Consider the following 25,009-nt stretch of genomic DNA (forward strand, 5'->3'; position numbering starts at 1 on the left):
TGTTTTATTCGCTCGTTGTGTCTCTATCGCATGGCTGGCGAACCTGACCCGGATGAGGAAGCATCATTCGACGTGTCTGCGTCACCCGAAAAGCAACTGCCGCCGCCGAGCATTTTGGAGATAGAGCCGGTGTACGAGGCGTTGGGGCACCCCCGACGGCGCTACCTGTGCTACACCCTTCTCGAAGACACCGAATGGTCGCTGAGTGACTTGGCGACGAAAATCGCCGCCTGGGAGAACGAGGTTCCGGAACACGCCGTAACGGAAGACCAGCGCGAAGAGGTGTACGTCTCGCTGTACCACGCCCACGTCCCGAAACTGATTGACGAAGACGTGGTTGCGTTCGATGAAGCGACCGAGACGATTACGACCGCCGAACACGCCGAACAGGTCTTGGCCGCCCTCGAAGGGATGGGTGCCAGCCTCGACACGAACCAGGAAACTCACGCACGGAGTGATATGGATGAGCAAGAGGAGTAACGATGGAACTATCGACGGAGACGACCCCACCAGTGGTTCCGATATGCACCAGACGCAGGTGGCACAGCGACACTACGAATCCAACGGACAGGGAGAACTCACGACCGCAATCGTATACGCCATCGCAGAGGCCGAAGGCGTCTCTCCGAGAGAGGTAAAGTCGCCACCGCTGTACGAATCTGTGGATGTACCGTCGATTGAAGACGCGTTCTTCGGATCAGACGTAGCCGGAGGTTCTCGGCAGGGCATTGGGACTGTCGAGTTTCAGTATACCAACTACCTCGTGAAAGTCCGAAGCGACGGATGGATACAGGTGTACGAACAGACCGAAACAGGCCTATCGTAGAAAGGCACTCCGGAGCCATTGTGGGATCACACGCCGGATACTCGACCGGCCAACGTATTTGTAAGTCAACCTTTTGCTCGTCGCCCTCCCTCGTTCGCTTCGCTCGCGGATGCTCGCGCATTCAGCACTCGGCCTGTACCGAACGGTCGGTGTCTTGTCCGTAAGTGCTCGAGGACGTCGTCCCATTCAGAGACGTGTGGGGGCTCTCCGCGGTCGACACCCGCGTAGGAAGCTTCGAGCTTCGGGTGGTGGAACGGATCGCTTTTCGACTTCTTGTGCCACTGGTTCGCCTGATAGATTTTCACCTCCGTACTGTAGCGCTGGGGCTTGAATCCGAGCAGGTGCCAGCGGCCACTCTCGATGAGTGCTTCGAGCCACCCTTCGCGCTGCCGGCGCTGGTGGGCGTCGATCTCGCTTTCGCCGCCCCAGCCGATGAGCTGCTTCGACTGCTCGGGAGTCTCGATCGCGGCGTTCTTCTTCGCGATCCCAAACCGAATGTGCGCCTCGGCTTTCGGAACCCGGCGTGCATCGTCAACGCGATCGTCAAGGTCAACCGTGTCGGCTCGGTAGACGGCTCGAAGCGCATCGTACATCCGGCGTTCGATCTCGAAGGGGTCCTCGGCCCATGTCGTCCAGGCGAGCAACCGCGTTCCTTCGCCGTACGGGCACTCGAGGGAGTCACCGCTCTTGTAGACCATCTCGCGGAACTGGGGCATGATCTCGACATGCAACGCCAGCGCGGGCTTCCGGAGCTCGCGCTCGCCGTCGTCTGTGTATCCCCACTCGCGGAGCTTCAGGTGTTGCTCGTAGTACGACCGATAATCGTCACCGTGACCGGTCCCGGCCTTCCACCGCGACAATGTGAGCACCAAGGCGTAGTCGCCCGGCGGCAACCAGTCGGCCTCGAAGTCGTCGACGGCGACGTACGGCTCGAGGTCGCGGTCGACGATGTGCTCGCGCCAGTAGGACAGCGACCGATCATACAGCGTCCCACGATCACTGCTCCGATCGGCGTGAGGAACCTGAACATCGGCGAGGTGATTCATCACCGCGGCGCCGTGAGCGCGGGGTTCCGGAAAGGTGTCGGACTCAGACCCGGTGACATCGTCAAACTACACCGGATCGTCAGCAGCATCAACGCTCACAACAGTCCCTCACGTGCGTCGCGAACGTCGCGCGGACACTCTGCACATAGTCGGCGAAGCCCGTCGACGGCCTCGTCACAGCGCTCACACACGCTGCTCTCGACGAGTCGAGTCACGCTGCCCCCACCTCGAGTTTGGCTTCGGCTCGCGAAAGGAGATTCCCGATCGTCCCCGGCCGGCGATCGGTCCGCCGGGCGAGTTCGCGGACCCCGACGCCGTTCTCTCGACAGGCGACGTAGGCCTCGCGCTCGGCCTCAGTGAGCGCGGAGAGATCCGACCAAAGTCGACCTGTAGCCTGCTCACTCGACACGCTCGCTCAGCTCCCGTTTAGGGATTGCAACGTGGCGAACGTGCTCATCAGCGAAGCGGATCTCGACGCCGGTCCAACCGTCGACGAACGCGCTCGCGTCCGCATCGCCGACCCGCATCGGCAGTACGATCTCGTAGGGATGGCGTTCACACCGCCAGCCGAACGTGACGAGTTCGTCGAATGTGCCGGCGAGGGCGACATGAACGAGGTCGGGTTTCTCGATCCGCTGCGACCCCTTCGAATTCGCAACGGGATGGCCGCATTCCGGGCAAATTGGGATGTCTTGGCCGTCCCGAGCAGGCTCGCGAACGACCGTCGGGGGCATGAAACCGAACCGCTGCCTCACCTCGGTTTTCGAACCTCTGCCGAACGTCCGCGTCGGTCGCTTGATAGGCTGGATGGGCGATGGCGTCCGACTGTCGGCATCGTATAGCCGACTCGCACGCACGAAGTCGGCCTTACGCATCGGCTTCACCTCCGTGACGGCCGAGCGACGTTTCTGGATCGAGAATCGATACGTCGACGCCAGCCGCGGAGCCGCGGCTCAGTCGCGCGTTGGTATCGCAGTCGCCACAGCGGAGGGCTCGATCGTCGTCGTCACCGAAGACGCGGCGGAACCGGTCGGTAACGTGGGCTCCGCAGTGACGACACGTCGAATTGTCGACCAACGGCCACGGTGCGACCGTCACGCCGACCACCCCCACACAGCCTGTCGGCTATGTGGAAATATATCGAAGCCGAGAATTGGATTTTCCGCCGTATCAGAGGTATGAGACACTAAGAGTTGAACACGTAGATAATTTCGAGTGGGACCGCCGAGAATTGAACTCGGGTCCTACGGACCCCATCCGCAGAGGATACCACTACCCCACGGTCCCGCACGTGGACCGATGAGCGTCTGCTGTTTAAGGATGTCGTTTTCACCCGACGGGTGTCGGCCGGACGGGCCGTGCTGGGACGCGGCGACACCGGTTCGCGCCCCCGCTCGAGGGAATTCGCTCTCCGCTCGGATCAGTGCCGATATCGCTCGAGTCGATCGCCCACCGCCGTCCCGACGGTGTCGCCGAGTCGATCACGGACCGTGCCGAGCAGCCCGTTGGGGACGAACAGCACGAACAGCACGAAGACGATGCCGAGATACAGCGGGGCGCGGCCGGCGATGGCCGTGTTGATCACGTCGGCGACGTCGGTCGTCAGGATCCCGTCCGGAAGCGTCGCCCGGAGATAGGGGGCCAGCCCGCCCTGTTCGGACGAGAGCACGTCCTCGAGCCACTCGTAGGAGACAGTACCGAAGAACGGGCCGGCGAGGGTGCCGATACCGCCGATGATCGTGACGATCAGGGCGTCGGCAGTCACGAGGAAGTGGAAGGTCTCGTTGGGCGGGGCCGTGCCGACGTAGGCGGCGAACAGCGCACCGGCGATCGCGGCGAAGAACCCGCTGAAGCCGAACGCGGCCATCTTGTACCAGAAGACGTTGTATCCGATGGCCCGCGCCCGTTCTTCGTTCTCGCGAATCGCGATCATGACGCGACCGAACGGCGAGTGGATGATCCGCTGCATCGCGAAGTAACTGAGGAGGACGACCAGTCCGATCGCGTAGTAGGTGGTCAGCGTCGCCGAGATATCGATGCCGAGGCCGAGGACGTTCTCGAAGCTGTCACCGGCGAGCCGTCCGAGCGCGACGGAGAGCGAATCGACGTACGGCACGCCGATTTCGGGCGTCGGGCCGCCGATCGTCGGGCCGCTCTGTGGATTCACCGCGACGTAATCCCAATTGCGAACGAGTTCGTACACCACCTGCGCGAAGCCGAGGGTAATCATCGCGAAGTAGACGCCGGTGAGCCGGAAGGAAACGGCGCCGATCGCCAGCGCGAGCGCGAACGCGACCAGGCCGCCGAGGACCATCGTGATCATGAACGGCGTTCCCTCGGAAATCCCAGGCACCTTCCCGTTGGCCGCGAGGACGACGACGTACGCGCCGACGCCGAAGAAGGTGGCGTGGCCGAACGAGAGATAGCCGGTGTAGCCGCTGATGAAGTCGAAGCTCATCGCGAACAGGCCGAGGTAGAGCATCCCGATGAGGAACGTCGTCCCCGGCAGGAACGCGTCGAACTCGGCACCCAGCGGCGTCCGGAGCAGGATACCGTACAGCGGCGGGTAGAGTACGAAGAGGGCGACCACCGACGCGTGCGCGAGGTGATCACGGAGGTAGCGACGGATCCAGGTCTCGTCTCGAGCGGTCCCAACTGCGCCGGGCGTCGGTTCACCGGCGTCCGGTTCGGCAGACTCCTCGAAGTCGATATCGGCGTTCGAACCGCCATCCTCCCGGACGCGGCCGTCGTCCCCGTCCCGGACGTCGTCGCGGGCGGGGCTAATGGCCGCCCACCTCCTCGACGCCGTACAGTCCCTGTGGCCGAACGACGAGTGCGATCACCAGCAACAGGAAGATCGTGACCTCCGAGAGTCCCGGGAAGTCGACGAGACCGGTGTTGAACACCCACGTCGTCAGCGAGTCGGCGCTCCCGACGAGTACCGCCGCGGCGAGCGTGCCCTTGAACGAGCCGAGCCCGCCGATGACGACCACGACGAAGGCGTACAGCAGGACCTCGATGTTGAGCAGCACGCTCGGTCCCTGCGTCGGATCCCACATCAGGAAGACGCCGCCGACGGCCGCGAGACCGGTTCCGAGGCCGAAGACGATCGTGAACGCCTTCCGGACGTCGATGCCGAGGGCCTCGACCATCTCGTCGTCCTCGCTGCCGGCGCGGATGTACAGGCCGTACAGCGTCCGCGTCAGGAACGCCCAGACGACAGCCGCGATCAGGATCCCGGCGACGATCGCGAACAGGTAGAACCCGCGAATGTTCGCGCCGAAAATCGAGTAGAACCGCTCCAGCGACGCGGGGATCGTCGCCGCCGCGCCCGTCCAGGTCGGTTCCGGCTGGATGCCGCGCGCGGAGGTGACGATTCGAGTCAGTTCCTCGAGGATCAGACCGACGCCGAAAGTTAACAGGATCTGGTACATCGGCGTCCGGTCGTAGATCGGACGAACAAGCCCGATCTCGAGGACGGAACCGAACGCGGTCAACAGCGCGAAGATGACCGCCGCAACGGCGATGAAGAGGGCGAACCTGGCCACCGGTGACGTTCCGCTCGAGATCGTGACGACCATCAGGATGCCGCCCAGATACGCCCACAGCATCGCGAACGCCCCGTGGGCGAAGTTGAGAACTCCCATGAGGCCGAAGACGATGGTCAGCCCGACGGCGATGATGAAGTAGATCGCCGCTTTGCCGAATCCCTCGATGATGATCCGCGCGAGCGTGTCGAACTGGAGCAATCGCCCGATAGCATCGACGGCCAACGGAGTATCCACCAGCGGCGCGAGGCCCGTCGTCGTCCCCATCATGCGGAGAGGTACCTCCGGATGGTCTCGTCGTTCGCCGTGACGCCCTCGGTCGAACCGGACTCGACGACCGTTCCGTGATCGAGCAGGTAGAACCGGTCGGCGAGGTCCATCGCCAGCGGGAAGTTCTGTTCGACGAGGACCATCGTCGTCTCGGCGGACGCCTCCCGGAGCGCCTCGACGACCTGTTCGACGATCTGGGGCGCCAGCCCCTCGCTGGGTTCGTCGACTAACAGGAGGTCGTTGTCGCCGACCATGCCGCGTGCGATCGCGACCATCTGCTGCTGGCCGCCGCTCAGGTTCCGCGCTTCCTTCTCCCGGAACCGCTCGAGGTCGGGAAACAGCGAGAACGCGTACTCGCGCATGGCCTCGAAGTCGTCGTCGGGAGCGACCGCGACGCGGAGGTTCTCCTCGACGGTGAGGTAGCCGAACATCCGCCGTTCTTCCGGGACCCAGCCGATTCCGCCCGCGGCGACGTCGTGGGTCGGCGCCCCGGTGATGTCCTCGCCCTCGAAGCGGACGATTCCCGTCCGCGGCGGGGTCAGTTGCAAGATCGACCGGAGCGTCGTCGTCTTTCCGACCCCGTTTCGCCCGAGGAGCGCGACGATCTCACCGTCTTCGACGGCGAGGTCGACGCCCTGCAGGATGTGGCTCTCGCCGTAGTAGGTGTGAACGCCCTCGAGTTCGAGGAGGGTCATCGACGGATCACCGCCGCGATCATCCGGCGGACACCCCCGGTTCGCCACCGTCGTCAGCGTTCGTTTCGGACCCCGCATCGGCACCGCCGGGATCGTATCCGCCCAGATACGCTCGCTGTACGGCTTCGCTCTCGCGTACCGACTCGGGATCGTCCTGTGCGATCAACTCGCCCTGATTCAACACGGCGACGCGGTCGCTGATCCCCATCACGACGTCCATGTTGTGCTCGATCAGCATGACCGCGTGATCGGCGGCGATGTCCTCGATGATCGCCGTGACCTGACTCACGTCCTCGCTCGAGACGCCCGCCGTCGGTTCGTCGAGCAAGAGCAGATCCGGATCGCCGGCGAGGGCGATGCCGATCTCGAGCGTTCGTTTCTCGCCGTGGCTCAGCGTCTCGGCGGCCCGGTCGGCCGCGGCGGCGAGTCCGATGCGCTGCAGAATTCGTTCGGTCTCCGCGACGTGTTCGTCGAACGCGCCGACGTTCCGCCAGAACTTCCACGAGTCCCTGCCTCGATGGGCCTGAACGGCGATGCGGACGTTCTCGCGGACCGATACCGTCGGAAAAATATTGGTTATCTGGTACGAACGGTGGAGCCCGAGCAACGCCGTCTCGTGGGGGGAGGCGGCAGTAATATCGACGCTGTCGTCGCGGCGGTCGCCCTCGAAATCGGACGGCGCAAACTCGATCGACCCCGCCGTCGGTTCGAGAACGCCGGTTAGCAGGTTGAAAAGCGTCGTTTTGCCCGCCCCGTTCGGTCCGATGACGGAACAGAGTTCCCCCTCCTCGAGCGTGAAGTCGACGCCGTCGACTGCGGTGATTCCGCCGAATTCCTTCGTGAGGTCGTGCGTTGAGAGTAACATGAGATCACCTCAGCTGAGATCGCAACTGACCTCCTCGGCCGGGACCGTAACCTCGTCGGCGCCGTACGTCTCGATCGGTTCGCCGGGCATCACCGCGGCGTCCCAGGTCTCCTCGAACTCGGAACCGGTCGGCACCGGCCAGGCGACGGTCATCTCGGAGGCGGCCTGATTGTTGTGCTCCTGGAAGGTGTAGGCACCCTCGCCCTTCGGCGTGTCTTCGACGGTCATTCCGCGCATCGCGTCGGCGATGTCGCCTCCGCCGGTCGAGCCGCTCTCCTCGATCGCCTGTGCGAGGGCCGAGCCGCCGACGAACGTACCGGCACTGAACAGGTCCGGCACTTGCCCGTAGGCGTCGATGTGCATCTCGATGAACTCGTCGTTGATCTCGTTGTCGTACTGGTTCCAGTGGTATCGCGTTGTGAACGGGCCGAGTCCAGCGTTCTGGATGTCCTCTGCGGTGAAGTCCTCACCGAGCGCTTCCCGGACCGCCTTCCCGGTGATCTGCGTCGTGACGAGTTCCGCGAAACCGCCGAAGACCTGCATGTCTTCGTACGCCATCGCCGTCGGGAGAAATTCGGGAAGCGTGATGAACGTGAATCCGCCCACGACACCGTCGGCACCCTGGTCGATAGCGTCGTCGAACATCCCCCCGAATTCGCTGTACCCCGGCTCGACGAACCGGGGTTCGAGGACTTCGATGCCCTCCGCCTCGAGTACGTCCCGGTAGTTGGTCGCGACCCCTCTCCGAACGCCCCCTCGGCGGCGAAGATGGCGACCGTCGACACGTCGCCTTGTTGGGCGACGTGTCGGCCGCCGGCGCGAGCGTCCATCGCCGTGTGTTCGCTGGCCCGGAAGGCCAGTTCGTGACAGTACTCGCTGGACGCGGTAATGTCCGCATCAGCGGCGGGGCCGATGATGTAGGGGATGTCCGCCTCGTCGACGACGTTCGGGATGATCTGTCGCGTCGAGTCCGACGAGGAGGCGCCGAACAGCAGATCGATGTCCTCGTCGACGACGAGGTCCTCGGCGACCCGCTGTGCCGTCGAGGGATCGAACTCCATGTCCTGGACGATGATCTCGATGGACGGGCCGTCGTCCGGCTCGAGTTCGTACCGCCCCGTCGTCAGTTCCTCGATCGGATCGAGATCGAACCTGTAGGCCAGCCCGGAGTAAAACCCCATGAGGCTGATCTGACCGTAGTACTTGAGGTCGCCGGAGACGGGTTGGATCGCACCGATTCGCAGCCCGTCACCACCGGACACCTGCTCGTCCAGACATCCTGCGATCCCGATCGCACCAGCCGTCGTCAGTGCACCCGACCGCCTCAGTACCGCCCGCCGATTGATATTAGCCACCATATCGAACGAAGAATCGGGCAAACGGAACATGACATACAAGGTTGACATGTGAACCCGGCCTGTGCGAACGGCCAGCCGTCTACGAAGTCAGCGAACCGGCCGAGCGATCTGAGAGAGGGGTCTAATCCCCCGACAGCGACCGCGAACTCGGTGTGAGTCTCGTTTCCCACGAGCGCATCGCTCGCACTTTCGCCGTCGTCGAAACCGATCGTCCACCGCCCGTTCCCGTCGAATTTCTCGACCAGCGTCCATTCGTACGCGTTCGGATGATCGCGCAGCGCCGACGACTCGAGCCCCGCTCGTCCCGCTTCGTCGACGAGACTCCGCTCTCGAGCCGACGGTGGCGGGGACCGAACCGCCACTGCACAGGGAAACCGAAACGTCGTGATCCCTCGTCGTATCGACGAACAGACGGTCGTGGTCCTTCGTCGTATCGACGAACGGTCGTCCTCTCCGTGTTCAGGGTACGGTCGAGTATTCCGATACGCCGAGTCCTCGCATCTCAGACGAGGACGCGCTCGAGATCGACCACGAGTCCGCGCTCCGCGTCCACGCGCCCGGTCAGTTCGCCGAGGCAGACGACGGCGCCGTTGGGCGTATAACAGGCCACGAGCTCCCCCTGATCGATCCCGTCGTCGGCCTCGAGTATTCCCGGCGCGTAAACCGGTGCGCCCTCCGACACCTCCCGAGCCGCGCTGTCCGCGATGACGACGCGTGGAATCCCCTCGAGGATCCGTTCGGCGGGGTCGACGACGTCGTACAGAGGGTCGGGATCGTCGTCTTCGAGCCAGAACGCCAGGGCGTCGAGGAAGTCGGACGGGCTGTGGAGCGTTCGATCGTCGAACGGGTCCGTGGCCGTCCGACGCAGGTGACCCATGTGGCCGCCGGTACCGAGGGCGAGTCCCAGGTCGTGACAGAGCTTGCGGACGTACGTCCCGCTCTCGCAGCGAATGCGCAACAGGAGCCGCCGTTTCTCGGCCTCGAGAACCTCGAGCTCGTAAATGTCCCTGATACGCAGCCGTCGAGAGACGGCGCTCTTGCGCGGGGGCTTCTGGTAGATTGGGCCCTCGAACTCGGCGACGATGGACTCGGCATCGACGGGGACCGGCGCGTGACATTCGAGGACGGCGACGTACTCCTTGCCACCCTCGAGAAAGACCGGTGCGAGCCGAGTCGCGTCCCCGAGCATGACCGGCAGACAGCCGGTCACTTTGGGGTCGAGCGTCCCGGCGTGAGCGGCTCGGTCGATCGTCTCGTCGGCGCCGCGTTCGGCGAGGGTTTCGTCGACGGCGTCCCGCAACCACCCGCTGATCTGGTGAGAGGAGGGACCCGGCGGCTTGTCGAGGTTGACGACGCCGAAGGCGAGCAACTCGGCGGGCGACCGATCCGCTGGTGGGCCACGGAGAGCCATCAGAAATTCGACTCGAGGTCGACGAGTGCTTTTCCTTCGTCGCCGTCGGCGTCGTAGCGTTCGACCGCGGTGACGAGCATGTCGAGGACGGCATCGGGCTCCCAGCGGGCCGTGTTCACCGAGAGATCGTAGATGGTCAGATCCTGGATATCGATCCCGTAATACTCCTGATACCGCTGTGCCTCGCTGGCCTCGCGGGCTCTCGTCTCTTCGGTCGCCCTGTCGGGGTCTTTGTCCTCTCGGTCGGCGATGCGCTCCCCGCGAACACGAACTGGGGCGTCCAACCAGAATCGAAAGTCGGCTTCGTCGCCCGCCAGCCACCCGGCGAGCCTGGACTCGAGTACCAGTTCGTCACTCTCGACGGCGATTTCGCGCAACCGTCGGTCGAGGTCGCGGTCGATCTGATCGTTCTCTTCGGCGAGTTTGTTGAACTCGAGGGGGGTGTAGCCTCGTTCGTCGGCGAGCGTCCGAAAGATGTCCCCGCCGCTGACGTGATCGAAATCGAAGGCCTCGGCGAGTAGCTCTGCGGTGGTACTCTTGCCGCTTCCCGGCGGGCCGGAGACTGTAAGTAACATAGTTGGTTTGCGAGGGGGCCGGTAAAATGGGTTTTGAATCCGCGTATGCGTTCTTTCACCGCGTCGGTAAGTAGCCGCCATCGTCCGTAAGACACCGGATTCGACGACGGAGAAAGCCGAGAATCAGCCGTGGTTGGTCACGGTGACATATCGATGTTCAGTGACTTGCGAAGCATCTGGGAGAACCCCATGGAACACAGGAAGTACCAGACGATCCACGCCGGCATCGGACCGAGGAGTCCCGCTTGCCAGGACGTTTCCCCGACCATCGGCATGACGACGGTGGCCTGTGCGCCGTGGAGACCGACGCTCTGGATTCGCCAGTACATCCAGAGGAACAGTGGAATGGTCAACAGCATGATCCAGACCATGGGGCGGAGTTGCAGTTTGAACATCCCGAGATTTTCCGCCATCGCTTCCATTTGTTCCTCGCGGGCGCGCTCTAACTCGTTCTCCAGACGTTCGATTTCGGCGTCGCTCGCGCCGCGTTCTTCGGCGTCTTTCTTGCGCTGACGGAGGTCCTTTTGTTCCTCCTGGACCGCTTTCATCCGCTCTTGATACTTGCCCATGACCTCGGTATTCATCAGATTCGCCTGCAGCAACGACGAGTAGAGACCGGTGATGAGTGCGACAATCAAGATTACGGCATAAAACGGTAATACCGCATCGAGGGGGCCGAGCGCGATGTCGACCGTGCTCCCCACGACGTTCCGAATGGAGTTGAACCAGTACCCGGGCATCAACAGAAGCGCACCGATACCGGCCAGTTTGTCCCACTGCGACCAACTCGACTCGTCCTCGTCGATATCGACGTCTGCTGCGGCGGTACCGACGCTGTCGCCGTCACCGTCGAGGGCTCGATCGAAGGCATCGCGATCGGCTATCACGAACCCCTCGTCGCCGTCGACCAGTACGCCCTTCTCGATGAGTCGTCCCCACTGACCGCTCGTCAGCTCGTCGTTGACGTCGGCCCAGTGGACTTCGCCGGCGTCCCTGTCGGCTTCCTCGCGGATTGACTCGAGGGCGTCCGCCATCGCGGGATCCTCGCGAACGAGGGCGTCGATCTTCTCGGCTGTACGCGTCATCTGGTTGTGCTAGGCATCGTCCGGTATACAAGTGTTTTTCTTCGGTCGGCAGTTGGTGACGGTGTCAGCGCGAAACCAATAGTCTATTTCGGGCGTGAGTTGGTCGATTTGTATCCTCACCGCCCTCGGCAGTCGTCGCACTCGACGGATCAGACCGTTTATTATTGTTTCCTCCGCGAGAATAATAGGCCAAGAAACGTTCGACAGTTTATTACCGCCCATAAATATAAGATTCATATACCCATCGGTTTTTTATAAGTTGGGTGGAAAAGGCTAGTCCAACCAATGGGGAGAAAGGGGCCGAAACTACTGACGGGGGAGTCACGGGAACGGGGAGCCAGTCCGCAGTTAGCGACGTGTTGCTGATCGGGCTGGTGATCGTGAGCGCCGCCCTCGTCATCGCCGTGGGAATGGGGCTCTCGACGCGATTCAGATGCAAGCGACGGGCGAGCGCGGGGAGCAGGTCATGCGGCAGTTCGACAACGATCTTCAGACGGCGATGCTGGACAACACTACCAGCGGTTCCGTCTATCTCGACGAAAACGGGAAGTACGACGTCGTCACCGACGGACGCATAAAAGTCACTGCCGTCAACGACTACGCGGAAACGAGCACCGAAATATCGTTGGGGACGCTCCGATACGAGGACGAGACGGGGAACAAATTTGCGCATCAGGCGGGCGGGGTCTGGAAGGGGGAGGGCGAAGACTCGACGGTCGTGTCCAAGCCGGCGATACGGTACTACGAACACGGAAGCAAAGGGCGAGTGGAACTTTCCATCACGAACCTGAGTGGGAGCATCGACACCGGGCACAATCGAGTAGTCAGACGGCCGGCGGCGGGGAAAACCAGCGATTTGACGAGCGACCTCGGCTTCGTCAACTACGTCGAGATAACGGTGTCGGACACCTCCTACCAAAACGCCTGGGTCGAATCCTTCACCGACGAATTCGGCGCCTCGAGTCGGAACGATCTGAGCGACTGTGACGTCGGCGGCAACGTGAGCGAGGCGACGGTCTGTCACGAAGGGGAGACGGTCACCGTCGTCGCACCGATCGAGGGTGAGAATCCGTTCGCGAGTCACGTCGGCATCAACCCGACGATATACGGCGGTCTCTACGTCGACGATGACGATCTGACCGTCGATGACCCGGTGTTGGTAGACAGGTACAACGGCAGCGTCGGCTGGGTCGACGACGGAAACGTCACGGAGGATCTGCTCGTCGCCGACGCCGGCTTCGACCTGGGATCGAGCGGGAATATCACCGGCGTGCCCGTGGTAAACGGGCAACTCACGGGATCGGCCGGTGCAACGACCTCGAGTATCGCCTTCGCGACTGCCCCGGACGGGGATACAATCGACGTCGTCGACGGGACCGAAGTGTACAACGTGACCGGCACCGATCCGCCGGACGTCTTCGGAGCGAAAATGGCGCGACCGTTCGAGGGAATCGACGCCATCGACGAGCAGACCGGTCGCGCGATCAATTCTACTCGGCGTCTCTCGGAACTGCGTACTGCGCAGCGACACTGCTCGAGAGACCGACGACGACCCCCTCGAGTTCGTATCCCTGTCCTGATGGTTTCCGACACAGCCACAGAGACGACGTCGGCCGTCCGAGCCGCGAACCTGTTCGCTTTCTGGTGAAAACGTCACCGATGAACGGAAATAAACGATTCTGAACGGACGTGATCGAACGAGCGTATTATCAACGAAAGTGAAAATATTCTGTGTATGGATTTTCCCCAGAAAGAAAGGGGTGTAAGGATTCGAGGGCAGTCCTCCATACTGGCCGTCGTTTTGCTGATCGGAATGGTGGCGACGATCAGCGTCGGTATCTTTCTCGTCGGCGCCGAAATGATGGCGAACGCGGAGCACCAGTCCGAGCAGGAGAAGATCGAACAGTCGTTCGTTAAATTGAGCCGGCAGATGTCGTCGGCCGCGATCAACGACGACGTTACGCACTCGATGACGTTCGAATCCGGCCAGTCAGGTGCGATCACCAAGACTAACGCGGGTTCGATAGAAATTCAATCGAGTGACTTCAGTAAGACGATCCAGCTCGGCGCGATCGAATACAGAGGCGACGACGGGAGCATCGTCGCCTACCAGGCCGGCGGCGTCTGGCGGGAACGCGGGAACAAAACGCGGATGCTTTCCGCACCGCCGATCAATTACGACGCCGCGAAGGAAACGCTGTGGCTCTCCGTCTCGGACATCAGCGAAGAGCAGGAACTATCGTCGGGTGAGGTAACGATGGTTCATCAAGAGACGGTCCCGTTACAGGACTTCGTCCAGAACGAGAAGGTCACGATGACCATCACGAGCGACTACTACCGCGGCTGGGAGTCGTATTTCAGACACCAAGCGGGCGACGCCGTGGTCCGGAACGTCGATCACTCGAACCGAACGGTGACGGTAGAACTCGGATACCTGGAAGCGGACTCGGCGTTCGATTCAGGCGTGACCTATTCTGACGACTACACTGTTGACAAGAACGCGGACGTCGACGGGCCGACCAGTCAGGGGAACTTGCCGCCGCTCGATACCGTCATCAGTGACATGATCAACGACACGGAAACGGGCGAAATGACCGTCGACGAGGATCTCGGGACGGTCGACACGACTCTCACGAAGGGGGACGGGACGTACGTCGCCGACAGTATCGAAGAGGCGGGACACCTCCGATTCAATCTCACGGAGGGCAACGCCACGCTCATCGTCGACGGCGACATCAACGCGGGCGGGTCGACGATTACGGTCACCGACTGGGACGGAACTCACTCACTAAAGGTATACACGACGGGTGATTTAGACGCCAGCAATTCTGGGGACATCTGCGTCGATCCCTGCGACACGGACGTCAGCGCGGAACTGATCCAGGTGTTCGGGACGTCCGAAATGCAAGTCGACTTCGGGCCGGGTGGCAACTCCCGCTTCGAAGGTGTCCTCTACGCTGCGAGCAACGAGGACGATTGGCCGGAACGAAACGGCTGTGAAAGCCAGGTCTGTATCCATTCGAACCCCGACGTGTACGGCTCGATCGTCGCGTCGTCGGTGAAAATTCACGCCGCGAGCGCGGAACTGTCATACGATTCGAGTCTCGATACAGCCGATATTCCGTTGCATCCGGAATCGTACACGTTACCGCCTCGGATCACGTACCTGAACATCGCCCACCACAAAATCGACGTGGCGAACGGGTAGTCCGGGTTCTTACGCGCTGCTCGCGATAGTATCCTTCACGTCCTCCCAGACGCCGTCGGGTGCCTGATCACCGTCGACGCGCTCGAGGACTCCCTGTTCGTCGTAGTACTCGATGACGGGTTCGGTGTTCTCGTGGAAAACCGACAGTCGCTCTTTGACCGTCTCCTCGGTGTCGTCGTCGCGCTGGACGAGTCGCTCTTCGACCGCCGGGTCTTCGGGCGGGTTGTACTCGACGTGGTAGATGTCGCCGGTCTCGGGGTCGAGTCGCCGGCCGGTCAGCCGGTGGACGAGTTCCTCCTCGCCGACCTCGAGATAGAGGACGACGTCGAGTTCGGACATGTCCTCGAGTTCCTCAGCCTGCTCCAGGTTTCGAGGGTAGCCGTCGAGGACGAAGCCGTCGGCCTGGTTGAGTGCCTCGTCGACGATGGCGTTGACGACGTCGTCGGGGACGAGTTCGCCCCGATCCATGTACTCGGCCGGCGTGTCGTACTCGGTGTCCATGTCGGAGATGTCCATCTCCTTGTTCGCTCGCAGCGCATCCCCGGTGGTGATGTGGTCGACGTCGAACTCCTCGGTGATCTTTGCACTCTGGGTTCCTTTGCCGGCCCCGGGCGCCCCCAGGATCAGGATTCGTGGCTGAGCCATATCGGATCGTTCAGGGGCGGTACATAAAGGCTTAAAGAATCGGGCCCGTCCGTTCGATATGACTCGCTTCGACGCCGCCGAACCCACCGAGCGACGGAAACTGTACGTCGATGCCATTACCGCTCACCGGCAACGCGAAAGCGGATTTCTGACGCTCGAGGCCGACGGTGCCGTCGTGGATGCGGCGGCGAGCGATGCCGACGAGACGGTCGATGGACCAGACGCCGGAAGCGACGCAGACGACCAGAGCGCCGAACTCGGCGCTCCCTGGGTCCAGTTCGGAGACGGCACGGTCAACCTGGACTGCACCGAGTCGGAACTCGACGCACTGAAATCCCTCCTCGAAGAGTTTCCGGCGTTCAAGATCGACGACCTGATCCGACCCGAAGACGCCGACGGGATCAACGTCCGGATCAGCGCGAAAGCGGATCCGAACCGGATCGCCCAGTTCGTCGATGCGGTCTTCCTCGAGGTTTACGAACTGCCGGCGACGAGTCGCGTGTGGGTGGCCGAAGTATAGCAGTGGCTACATCTAACCGAGGTGGGACCGGGAACGAAAGAACGGATGAGCCGGCTGCTGACGGATGGAACGGCTGCCAGCGGGTCGTTCGGCTCCCAGATGCCGACGGCGAACAGTATCGAGAAGCTATAATACGATGAGTAGTAAGTACCGGTATGGATATATCCCGAAGTGACGACCAACTTGTTCGCGGTACGGGACAGGTCATGAGACAATCACGAGCGTCGAGAGCCCGGTGCTGGGGGCCGCCACGGGCGATCGTTCGACGATCAGTAATCGGCGTTCAATCCGCTTCCGATGAGTGACGAAGAATTAGCGAAGGACCTCGGACCGTTGGCCGCGCTGACAATCGGCGTCGGGACGATGATCGGGGCCGGTATCTTCGTGTTGCCCGGCGAGGCCGTCGCGGCGGCGGGGCCGCTGGCTGCAATCGCGTTCGTCCTCGGCGGCGGAATCGCCCTGCTGACGGCGTTTTCGGCGAGCGAACTCGGGACGGCCATGCCGAAATCGGGCGGTGCGTACTTCTACGTCAACCGGGCGCTCGGTCCCCTGTTCGGATCGATCGCGGGCTGGGGGAACTGGATCGGCCTCGCGTTCGCATCGGCGTTTTACGTCTACGGATTCGGCGAGTACATCGTTCGCATGGCCGGCATCTCGTTCGGACCGGTCGAACTGTACGTTCTCTCGTTGTCCGCCGCACAGTTGATCGGGCTCGGGGCGGCGTTTCTCTTTATCACCGTCAACTACGTCGGCGCGAAGGAAACCGGTACCCTCCAGAACGTCATCGTCATCACGCTCGTCGCCATTTTGACGGTCTTTACCGCGTTCGGAGTCCTGAACGCCGACCTCCAGACACTTCGGCCGATCGTCCCACCGGACGAGGGGTTTACCCCCCTCCTCCCGGTGACCGGACTGATCTTCGTCTCGTATCTCGGCTTCGTCCAGATCACGTCCGTCGCCGAAGAGATCAAGGATCCCGGTCGAAACCTCCCTCGAGCGGTCATCGGCAGCGTCGTCCTCGTGACGGCCATCTACGCCCTGGTCCTGCTCGCCGTACTCGCCGCCGTCGAGACCTCCCTCGTCGCCAACAACGATACGGCGGTCGTCGACGTCGCGAGCCGGCTCATCGGACCGATCGGTGCCGCAGCACTCCTGCTCGGAGGCCTGCTAGCGACGGCATCCTCCGCGAACGCGTCCATCCTCGCATCGTCACGGATCAACTTCGCGATGGGACGGAACAAGCTCGTCAGTCCGGAACTGAACGAGATCCACCCCCGGTACGGGACTCCCTACCGGTCGATCGCGGTCACGGGCGGCTTCATCGTTCTGTTCCTGTTGATCGGAGATATCCGAACGCTCTCGACGGCCGGCAGCGTTCTCCACCTCGTCATCTACGGGCTGTTGAACGTCGCGTTGATCGTGATGCGCGAAGTCGGACCGGAGGAGTACGATCCGGACTACCGCGTTCCGTTCTACCCGGTGACGCCGATTCTCGGTGCGGTGTTGTCGGTCGCCCTGATCGCGTTCATCGATCCGCGCGTGATCGGCCTCTGTGCCGCGTTCGTGGTCGTCGCGGCGCTGTGGTATCTCGTCTACGCCCGGGACAAGACCGAAGACCAGGGCGTCCTCGGCGAGTTTATCCTCCACCGGGCCGACGAAATGCCCGAACCAGCGGTCACCGCGGCCACGACCGTCAAACCCGACGGCGGCGCCTACCGCGTGATGGTTCCGCTCGCCAACCCTGATCACGAAACGGATCTGATCACGCTCGCGAGTGCGATCGCGAACCAGCGCGACGGCACGGTCGTCGCGACCCACATCGTCCAGGTTCCCGATCAGACGCCGCTCGAGAAGGGTGCCGATCGCGTCGACCAGCTCGACGCCGAATCCGAGCAGTTGCTCGATCGCGCCCGTCGAGACGCCGAGACGTTCGGTGTCGACGTCGAGACGAAAACGATCCTCTCACACCGTACGTTCGAAGAAGTCTTCGACGCCGCACGGACGAACGAGGCGGACCTCGTCGTGATGGGATGGGGCCCGCACGCACACGGGCGGGCCGAACAACGGATAGACGAACTCACCGGCGGCCTCCCCTGTGACTTCCTCGTTCTCAAGGACCGAGGATTCGACGCCTCGCGAATCCTCGTTCCGACGGCCGGCGGGCCCGACTCGGAACTCGGCGCCAGCGTCGCCCGGCTGCTCGCGGCCGAGTACGACGGAGACGTATCGCTGTTGTACGTTCGCGACGACGACGAATCGATGGCCGAGGCCGAATCGTTCCTCGAGGAGTGGGCGATCGACAACGATCTCGAGTCCGCGAACAGAGTGGTCGAGAGCGGCGATCCCCGGAGCGCGATCGAACGAGCGGCCGACGACCACACGATGCTGGTGATCGGCGCGACCGAACGAGGGCTCCTCTCGCGCCTCGTGAGCCATTCGATAATCAGCGACGTCACCGAAGCCGTCGACTGTTCGGTTCTGCTCGCCGAGAAACGACACGACCGATCGCTTCGCGAACGGTTGTTCGGCTGGCGATAGTAATCGACCCGGACTGGGTGGGACCCGACGATCGAGCGCCCCTCGCACTCGAAACGGGTTCCGTTCCCAGACGGAACGTTCGACCGCGCGGAACGAAAACGGAAACGGAAACGGAGACCGACTGGAAACGCTGCCCGAGAGACAGCGACAGACAGAAGGGGATCGGCTCCAACGAGGGAGTGATGGAGCAGGAACGTCCGACAGTATTCAGTCCAGGAAGTGACAGCGCGTTTTATCGTATCGGCGGCCGGCAGACGGCAGCAGCAGGGCGGTTTCCAAATAGATAAGTGGCCCCGGCAATCATCGTCCGACATATAAGCGACCTTCAAAAGAGGTGAATACAATCTACAGCGCACTTACGACCCCGCTGCAGCAGGCTCGCACTCGAGTTGACGTGTTCCAGGAGATCTTTCTGGTCTTCCTCGCACTCGGGACGCTCGTCGGCATCGTCGTCGTCGCGTATACATTGTACAACGCGTACAAGTATCGCGATACCGGCGAGAGCGACACCGACGAGAACCTGCCATCGGTCGGGGAGTTACCGACAGGCGGAAAGGGCGGCAAGAAACTGTTTCTCTCGTTCGGCATCAGCGCGATCATCGTCATTTCGCTGGTCGTCTGGACGTACAGCATGCTGTTGTACGTCGAAGATCCCGGTCAGCAGGAGGAGAAATTCAACGTCGAAGTCACCGGAGACGGCTTCGCGTGGTTCTTCGAGTACGAAAACGGAATCCAGACGACGAGTACGCTCCGCGTTCCAGCCGACGAACGAATCTGGGTGAACGTGACGTCAGGTGACGTCTGGCACGCGTTCGGTATACCCGATCAACGGGTGAAAGCCGACGCGATTCCGGGCGAGTACGACACCACCTGGTTCGAAGCGGAAGATGCTGGCGAAACCCACGAGATCAAGTGCTACGAGCTCTGTGGCGAGTTCCACACGTCGATGACCGGTGAGGTTCGGGTCATGGAACCCGACGCGTTCGACGAGTGGATGAACAGTCAGCTGACGATGTCCTACACGGTCGAGGACGCGAACGAGACACCCGTGACGGAGGGGTACGAGCTGACCGTCGAACATCAGGAGCGTGGCTTCGAGCAGACGTACTCGGCCGACCAGTTCGAGAACGGGACGATCGAGATCACCGAAATCGAGTACGGAGGTCGCTACAACGCGACGCTCACGTCGACCGACGGCCAGTTCGAACCGATCACGAAAGAGATCGATATGACCGGCCCGGTCAGCGAAACCTTCACGCTCGAGGGAATGAATACGACTGACAGTAACACGAATGGAAACGAAACGCAATCGAATGACGGAGGTGGGAACTGATGAGTGACCTTCCGCCGAAGCGATCGATCAAGCGGTGGCTGGTTACGACGAATCACAAGGACGTGGGAATCCTGTACCTGGGGACGGCCATGTTCTTCCTGTTGTTCGGCGGCGTTCTCGCGCTGCTGTTTCGCGCACACCTGTGGGTGCCCGGCGGGACGGGGCTGCTCTCGAACGACCAGTACTACCAGGCGGTGACCGGTCACGGTCTGTTGATGGTCTTCTGGTTCCTCTCGCCGATCGCGTCCGGCTTTGCGAACTACTTCATCCCGCTGCAGATCGGGGCGAAGGACCTCGCGTTCCCCCGCCTGAACGCCCTGAGTTACTGGTTCTACCTGTTCTCGGGCGTCCTCATGGGAATCTCGTTCTTCCAGGGTGGATCGTTCTCCGGCGGCTGGACGATGTACTCACCGCTGAACGTTCCCATGTACAACTCCGTGATGGAGGTGACGGCGGGCAGTAACGGAACCATCCTCGCGTTGACCCTGTTCGTCATCTCGATTACGATGGGGACGGTCAACTTCCTGACGACGATGCATCGGTCCCGCGCCGAGGGCCTCGGCCTGTGGAACATGCCGATGTTCTCCTGGTCGTGGCTGCTGACGATCTGGATGATGCTGTTCGCCTTCGCGGCGCTGCTGGCGGCGGTTCTGCTGCTGTCGATCGACCGCCTGTTCCTCACGCAGTACTTCGCGACGAACGAGGGCTCGAGCCTGATGTGGGCGCACGTGTTCTGGTTCTTCGGCCACCCGGAGGTGTACATCGTCTTCTTCCCCGCGCTCGGGATCATGTTCGAGACGTTCCAGACGTTCACCGGTCGGCGACTCGTCGGCCGCAAGTGGGTCATCATCGCGATGGTTCTCGTCGCGGTCCAGTCGTTCCTCGTCTGGATGCACCACATGTTCCTGTCGACGATCAACCTCCCGATCAAGACGCTGTTCATGGCGACGACGATCGGGATCTCGCTGCCGTTCGACCTGATGGTCTTCGCGATGATCTACACGATGGTCAAGGGGCGCGTCCGATTTACGACGCCGTTCCTGTTCTCGCTCGGTGCGCTCTTGCTGTTCATCCTGGGCGGGATTACGGGCGTCTTCCTGGGTGCCGTCGTCCTCGACTACGAGTTCCGGGGCACCTACTGGGTCGTCGCCCACTTCCACTACGTGATGGTCTCGGGCGTCACGGCGCTGGTCGGCGGCCTCTACTACTGGTGGCCCAAGATGACCGGCAAGATGTACTCCGAGACGCTCGGGAAACTCAGCTTCGCCGTCTACTTCGTCGGGTTCAACCTGCTTTACTTCCCGATGTTCCTCGCCTGGGAGACGCCGCGGCGGGTCTTCCACTACCCCGAGGGAACGCAGTTGTTCCACCAGCTAGCGACGGTCGGGTCGTTCGTCCTCGGCGCAGCGTTCCTCCTCGTGTTCATCACGCTCGGAAAGAGCCTCGTGGACGGCCCCGACGCGCCCGACAACCCGTGGACGTACTCCCGAACGGCCGAGTGGGCGATTCCCTCGCCACCGCCGCTCGAGAACTGGCCTGACCGGCCCAGCTACGCCAGCGGATCGCTCGAGTTCGTCGACGACGCGGCGACTGCGACCGACGGCGGCGTCGCGCACGGAAAAGAAGCGGCCGGAGCGGTGACGGTCAGCCACGAGGAAGAACACGCCGATCACGCGAGTATCTGGCCGTTCGGCATCGGGGTCGCCACCGCGACGTTCTTCCTCGGCTTGAGCGGGATGACGCCGTACATCTACTCGTTCGTCAGCGAGCACATGCACGCCGGCGATTTCGTGACGCTGTCGGACTCGGCACCGGCAAAGAGCATCGTCTACCCGGCGCTGACCGCGATCGGGATCGGCCTCCTCGGGGTCACGCTGTTCCAGTTCGGACGCGAGCAGTTCGACGCTCCGGAGATGGGGGTCGCCGAGCGATGGCCGTTCGGCGGCATCAACAACGGGAAGCTCGGCGTCTGGTTCTTCCTGGCGTCGGACGTCGTGGTCTTCGGTGCCGCGATCGGTGCGTTCATCTTCATGCGCATCCACGGCGGCTGGGGTAACTGGCATCTCGAGTCGATCACCATGGCCGGCCTGTTCAACACGTACGTCCTGTTGACCTCGAGTTTCGCGGTCGTCCTGGCGCACGTGATGGCCGAACGCGGAAACAAGAAGGGACTGCTCGCATCGCTCAGTGTCACGGTCCTCCTCGGACTCGTGTTCATGAGCGTCAAGGCCTTCGAGTACAGCAGCAAGTTCGCAGACGGTCACTACTGGTTCAGCGGGATCGAGTACTCGCTGTACTTCGTGACGACCGGCCTGCACGCGCTGCACGTCATCCTCGGGCTGTTGATCGCCCTGTTCATGATCTATCGCGTCGTCTCGATCGACGCCTACCTCGAGGATCACATGCCGGTCGAGTACTTCGGGCTCTACTGGCACTTCGTGGACATCGTCTGGGTGTTCCTCTTCCCGCTGTTCTACCTGATGTAGCGCCTCGGCGCTACACCGGGTTCCGGTCGTGCGAATTCGTGAAGACCGCTCGATTCTGCCGTCGCAATTCCGTTCGTTTCTCCGTCGTTCGTCTCTCCGTCGTTTCAGAGCGCCTCGGTAACCGTCGGATCGTCCATCTCGATCGGGCTCCACTCGAGGAGTCGACAGACGGACGGTGGCGAGTCACCGTCGGTTGTGCGTGCGCCGCGTGTGATTCGAAAACCAGACAAATAACGGCACTCGAGACGCTGTCACGGAACGGTACTCGAGAACGGTCGCTCTCGGCAGGGACGTCGCAAAATCGCGTGCCCGGCGGCCGGAACGGGAGCGACGACGGACGGCTGCACTGGAGGCCGAGGGCCGCTCGAGTCCCGGTTTCTCACTCTGCCGGTCTCTTTCCAGCCGGTACTCTTACCCCGCCCAGACGAGGGCATAGACGAACGTAAACAGGAAGTAGACCAGAAAGACGGAGATGGCCGCCTTGAAGTGGAACGTAAACAGTTCGTATTCCTCGTCGTCCCGTTCGTCGTCGAACGCCTCACGTTCGTCTGGGGAGCAAACGTCGGCGTGTTCGACACCGATGTGAAACGTCACGTATCGCTCGGATCGAAACGGCCGACTGCAGTACGGACAGGTCGCGCCGGGCGTTTCGTCCGCGGGGACGTCGTACTCTCGCTCGAGCGTTCCGTCGATCGCCATTCGGTCGACCATTGCGGCGGTGCGAGGAAGTGTTTGCCGGTTCGACGTGGGAGTTCAGCTCGGGACGTACGGCGGACTCATCGAACCCTGGGAGACGAGATAGAGGCTCACCATCGTGAAAAAGACCATGACGACGATGAGCGGAAACTGGCTCCTGATCGCCTGCAGTTTGCCGGGGAACAGTTCGAAGGAGACGGTGTGTGCGATCCACACCGCGAGGATGTGTCCGACGAGGATGCCGGCGATCTCGACGTAGCCGAACCAGCCCGGCAGCGCGTACTGGGTCGGGTTCGGCGGCGGGGAAAGCGGCATCGCCAGGGCATCGAGCAGCGACGGCCACAGCGAGAGCCCGAAGCCGACGTAGTGGGCGAGATGGTAGCCGGCTGCGATCGCCAGCAGCGGCGCGGCAAATCGGAGCCCGAGGTAGTGTCGTGAGAGGTACGTCTCGGCTCGCTCGCGGGTTCGGTCGATGGCGAGCCAGTACACCTTCCAGAACAGACCGAAGCCGCCGACGAGCAAGCCCAGATAGACGAGGACCGGCGGTATTCCGAGTCCGACCAGTGCTTCGATAGTCCCGACGCCGAGTGGCGTGACGATGAACCCGCTGAAGGTCAGTTCCCAGACCAGCGCGAGGACGAACGCGACGAGCGAACTGTCGGTGATGAGGTCGTCGTCGCTCAGCGCCGATCCCGGGTATCGCAGTTTCAACCCGTCGTCCGTGCGCTGGATCGGTGCGACCGCGCCGTAGCAGCGAAACCACAGCGAGAGCGGATCGCCGCGGCGAAACCACGTTTCTGGCGAGTAGATGACCGCACTCGAGATCGTAAACAGCGAGTAGACGGCGAGAATCGCGAGAAGCACGTCCGGGGACGTCGTCAGCGGCGCGACGATCTCGAGCCAGACGAACGTCAACAGGGCCACGACGGCGGGCCAGGAGCGGTACGAGTCGGGATACGATTCGTAGCCGTTCGGCAGCGCCGCCGCGATCCGGCGCCAGGGGTTCAGCGCCGGCCACGGGTTCCCGACCGTGTAGGTCACGATCGTCAGCAGCGCGCGCCCGCCGACGAACGTCACCAGGACGGTCGCACTGACCAGCCCGATGTTCGGCCCGGCGATCCCGGCGGCGGCGATGACCGCGAGTCCGAGGAGACCGACCGCGCCGAGAAGAACCGACCCTGCGGCCGCCAGTCGTCGTACCGGCGCCTCGAGCGCGCGGTCGTGGTAGGTCCCGATCACGTCGCGGTCGGTGACGAGCATCGTCAGCAGCGCCGAGGCGCCGACGGTGCCGCCGCCAGTCGCGAGATACAGCCACGTCGGCACCGACACGTCGGTCGACCCGGTGAGACCCGCGGCGACGTTGCTCGCGGCGACGACGCCGATCCCCCCCGGAAGGGCCGCAAGCGCGAGTGCCAGTACGATGCCGGTCCGGCGAACGAGAGCCGAACGTTCACTCATTGCGAGCTAGTTACGCTGGCGACCCATCTACGTGTCGCTTCGCGATTTTCGACCGATCGATTCAGGTCGGGTGTCGCGGTCCGTTCGATCGCATGAGGAAGGTATAAGTAGCCATCACCCACATTCCCCACCAATGACGAGCGTTCGGACCTACGCCCTGGTCTACGTGGCACTGATGCTGTTAGCGACGGGGAAATTCGTCTTCTTCCACTTCGAGGGGATCTTCACCTACGGGATGGCGGTCACCGGAACGTTGATCTTGGCTGCCACCAAGACGTCGCTGATCGCGGGCTATTTCCAGCACCTGAAAGACGAACCGCGCTCGATCACCTACCTGATGCTCACGGCGCTGTTCATGGTGCTCCTGTTGACCCTCGCCGCAGGGTACTCGATCCAGTAAAGGGTGGTTCCGATCTCCTCGGGCTGTCAGGCGCTACTCGATTCTT

The 25,009-nt window shown here is 62.6% G+C and carries 23 protein-coding genes, 1 tRNA gene and 1 pseudogene; 9 read left to right on the forward strand and 16 right to left on the reverse strand.

All coding sequences use genetic code 11. The features are described from left to right. The first annotated feature begins 30 nt into the window (after positions 1–30). Positions 31–480 carry a DUF7344 domain-containing protein gene (locus NJT13_RS06905; RefSeq protein ID WP_254524836.1) on the forward strand — a complete coding sequence of 150 codons (450 nt, stop codon included), beginning with the start codon at positions 31–33 and terminating at the stop codon, positions 478–480. Next, positions 464–826, forward strand: a complete 363-nt coding sequence (locus tag NJT13_RS06910) for a HalOD1 output domain-containing protein (RefSeq protein WP_254524837.1) — start codon at positions 464–466, stop codon at positions 824–826. The genes NJT13_RS06905 and NJT13_RS06910 overlap by 17 nt, the downstream gene beginning before the upstream one ends. Before the next feature lie 65 nt (positions 827–891). On the opposite strand, the gene NJT13_RS06915 is transcribed toward NJT13_RS06910, so the two are convergent. The 13 genes and pseudogenes from NJT13_RS06915 to NJT13_RS06980 all read right to left on the reverse strand — a co-directional run bounded on the left by NJT13_RS06915 (position 892) and on the right by NJT13_RS06980 (position 11,679). After that, entirely contained in the window at positions 892–1,872 is a 981-nt protein-coding gene (locus NJT13_RS06915; RefSeq protein WP_254524838.1) for a DUF7845 domain-containing protein, read from the reverse strand. A 211-nt stretch (positions 1,873–2,083) separates the two neighbouring features. After that, a complete protein-coding gene (locus tag NJT13_RS06920; protein ID WP_254524839.1) occupies positions 2,084–2,281 on the reverse strand; it encodes a sigma factor-like helix-turn-helix DNA-binding protein in 198 nt (65 codons plus the stop codon). Beyond that, complete coding sequence (locus tag NJT13_RS06925; RefSeq protein WP_254524840.1) at positions 2,271–2,606, reverse strand: hypothetical protein; 336 nt, start codon at positions 2,604–2,606, stop codon at positions 2,271–2,273. Before NJT13_RS06925 ends, NJT13_RS06920 begins: the two co-directional genes overlap by 11 nt. A 133-nt stretch (positions 2,607–2,739) precedes the next feature. Next, on the reverse strand, positions 2,740–2,979 hold the full coding sequence (locus tag NJT13_RS06930; protein ID WP_254525412.1) for a DUF7563 family protein: 240 nt from the start codon (positions 2,977–2,979) through the stop codon (positions 2,740–2,742). A 109-nt stretch (positions 2,980–3,088) separates the two neighbouring features. Next, positions 3,089–3,159: transfer RNA gene (locus tag NJT13_RS06935), tRNA-Pro, on the reverse strand. A 133-nt stretch (positions 3,160–3,292) separates the two neighbouring features. Then, complete coding sequence (locus NJT13_RS06940; protein ID WP_254524841.1) at positions 3,293–4,462, reverse strand: branched-chain amino acid ABC transporter permease; 1,170 nt, start codon at positions 4,460–4,462, stop codon at positions 3,293–3,295. A gap of 190 nt (positions 4,463–4,652) precedes the next feature. Then, positions 4,653–5,690, reverse strand: a complete 1,038-nt coding sequence (locus NJT13_RS06945; protein WP_425499791.1) for a branched-chain amino acid ABC transporter permease — start codon at positions 5,688–5,690, stop codon at positions 4,653–4,655. Further along, positions 5,687–6,385, reverse strand: coding sequence for an ABC transporter ATP-binding protein (locus NJT13_RS06950; RefSeq protein ID WP_254524842.1), 699 nt, complete (start codon positions 6,383–6,385; stop codon positions 5,687–5,689). Before NJT13_RS06950 ends, NJT13_RS06945 begins: the two co-directional genes overlap by 4 nt. A 19-nt stretch (positions 6,386–6,404) precedes the next feature. Then, positions 6,405–7,250, reverse strand: coding sequence for an ABC transporter ATP-binding protein (locus NJT13_RS06955; RefSeq protein ID WP_254524843.1), 846 nt, complete (start codon positions 7,248–7,250; stop codon positions 6,405–6,407). 9 nt (positions 7,251–7,259) lie between these two features. Further along, positions 7,260–8,656, reverse strand: a pseudogene (locus tag NJT13_RS23425) (ABC transporter substrate-binding protein). Positions 8,657–9,110: 454 nt separating this feature from the next. Next, the gene (locus NJT13_RS06970) at positions 9,111–10,019 is read right to left on the reverse strand and encodes an RNA-guided pseudouridylation complex pseudouridine synthase subunit Cbf5 (protein ID WP_254524844.1); all 909 of its coding nucleotides are present in this window, start codon (positions 10,017–10,019) and stop codon (positions 9,111–9,113) included. Then, on the reverse strand, positions 10,019–10,594 hold the full coding sequence (cmk, locus tag NJT13_RS06975) for a (d)CMP kinase (protein WP_254524845.1): 576 nt from the start codon (positions 10,592–10,594) through the stop codon (positions 10,019–10,021). Before cmk ends, NJT13_RS06970 begins: the two co-directional genes overlap by 1 nt. 137 nt (positions 10,595–10,731) lie before the next feature. After that, complete coding sequence (locus tag NJT13_RS06980) at positions 10,732–11,679, reverse strand: DUF106 domain-containing protein (protein ID WP_254524846.1); 948 nt, start codon at positions 11,677–11,679, stop codon at positions 10,732–10,734. Positions 11,680–12,112: 433 nt separating this feature from the next. Between NJT13_RS06980 and NJT13_RS06985 the strand changes: the two genes are divergently transcribed. Both NJT13_RS06985 and NJT13_RS06990 read left to right on the forward strand, forming a co-directional pair. Continuing rightward, complete coding sequence (locus tag NJT13_RS06985) at positions 12,113–13,327, forward strand: hypothetical protein (RefSeq protein ID WP_254524847.1); 1,215 nt, start codon at positions 12,113–12,115, stop codon at positions 13,325–13,327. A gap of 87 nt (positions 13,328–13,414) precedes the next feature. After that, positions 13,415–14,887 carry a DUF7289 family protein gene (locus NJT13_RS06990; protein ID WP_254524848.1) on the forward strand — a complete coding sequence of 491 codons (1,473 nt, stop codon included), beginning with the start codon at positions 13,415–13,417 and terminating at the stop codon, positions 14,885–14,887. A 9-nt stretch (positions 14,888–14,896) separates the two neighbouring features. Here the strand turns inward: NJT13_RS06990 and NJT13_RS06995 are convergent, their stop codons facing one another. After that, positions 14,897–15,532: an adenylate kinase gene (locus tag NJT13_RS06995; RefSeq protein WP_254524849.1), complete on the reverse strand. Its 636-nt coding sequence runs from the start codon at positions 15,530–15,532 to the stop codon at positions 14,897–14,899. Between the two features lie 58 nt (positions 15,533–15,590). Here NJT13_RS06995 and NJT13_RS07000 point away from each other — a divergent pair, with 58 nt between their 5' ends. The 4 genes from NJT13_RS07000 to NJT13_RS07015 all read left to right on the forward strand — a co-directional run bounded on the left by NJT13_RS07000 (position 15,591) and on the right by NJT13_RS07015 (position 22,409). Beyond that, positions 15,591–16,052 carry a DUF7975 family protein gene (locus tag NJT13_RS07000; protein WP_254524850.1) on the forward strand — a complete coding sequence of 154 codons (462 nt, stop codon included), beginning with the start codon at positions 15,591–15,593 and terminating at the stop codon, positions 16,050–16,052. A gap of 297 nt (positions 16,053–16,349) precedes the next feature. Further along, positions 16,350–18,590: an amino acid permease gene (locus tag NJT13_RS07005; protein ID WP_254524851.1), complete on the forward strand. Its 2,241-nt coding sequence runs from the start codon at positions 16,350–16,352 to the stop codon at positions 18,588–18,590. Between the two features lie 334 nt (positions 18,591–18,924). Further along, a complete protein-coding gene (gene coxB, locus NJT13_RS07010) occupies positions 18,925–19,923 on the forward strand; it encodes a cytochrome c oxidase subunit II (protein WP_254524852.1) in 999 nt (332 codons plus the stop codon). Next, on the forward strand, positions 19,923–22,409 hold the full coding sequence (locus tag NJT13_RS07015) for a cbb3-type cytochrome c oxidase subunit I (protein WP_254524853.1): 2,487 nt from the start codon (positions 19,923–19,925) through the stop codon (positions 22,407–22,409). The genes coxB and NJT13_RS07015 overlap by 1 nt, the downstream gene beginning before the upstream one ends. 411 nt (positions 22,410–22,820) lie before the next feature. Here the strand turns inward: NJT13_RS07015 and NJT13_RS07020 are convergent, their stop codons facing one another. Continuing rightward, positions 22,821–23,108 (reverse strand): DUF7410 domain-containing protein, encoded by a 288-nt coding sequence (locus NJT13_RS07020; RefSeq protein WP_254524854.1) that lies wholly within the window; start codon positions 23,106–23,108, stop codon positions 22,821–22,823. A gap of 54 nt (positions 23,109–23,162) precedes the next feature. After that, on the reverse strand, positions 23,163–24,563 hold the full coding sequence (locus NJT13_RS07025) for a hypothetical protein (RefSeq protein WP_254524855.1): 1,401 nt from the start codon (positions 24,561–24,563) through the stop codon (positions 23,163–23,165). Positions 24,564–24,696: 133 nt separating this feature from the next. Here NJT13_RS07025 and NJT13_RS07030 point away from each other — a divergent pair, with 133 nt between their 5' ends. Next, positions 24,697–24,963 carry a cytochrome C oxidase subunit IV family protein gene (locus NJT13_RS07030; protein ID WP_254524856.1) on the forward strand — a complete coding sequence of 89 codons (267 nt, stop codon included), beginning with the start codon at positions 24,697–24,699 and terminating at the stop codon, positions 24,961–24,963. The last annotated feature ends 46 nt before the right edge of the window (positions 24,964–25,009 follow it).

It is taken from the genome of Natrinema caseinilyticum, assembly GCF_024227435.1.
Classification (GTDB): Archaea; Halobacteriota; Halobacteria; order Halobacteriales; family Natrialbaceae; genus Natrinema; species Natrinema caseinilyticum.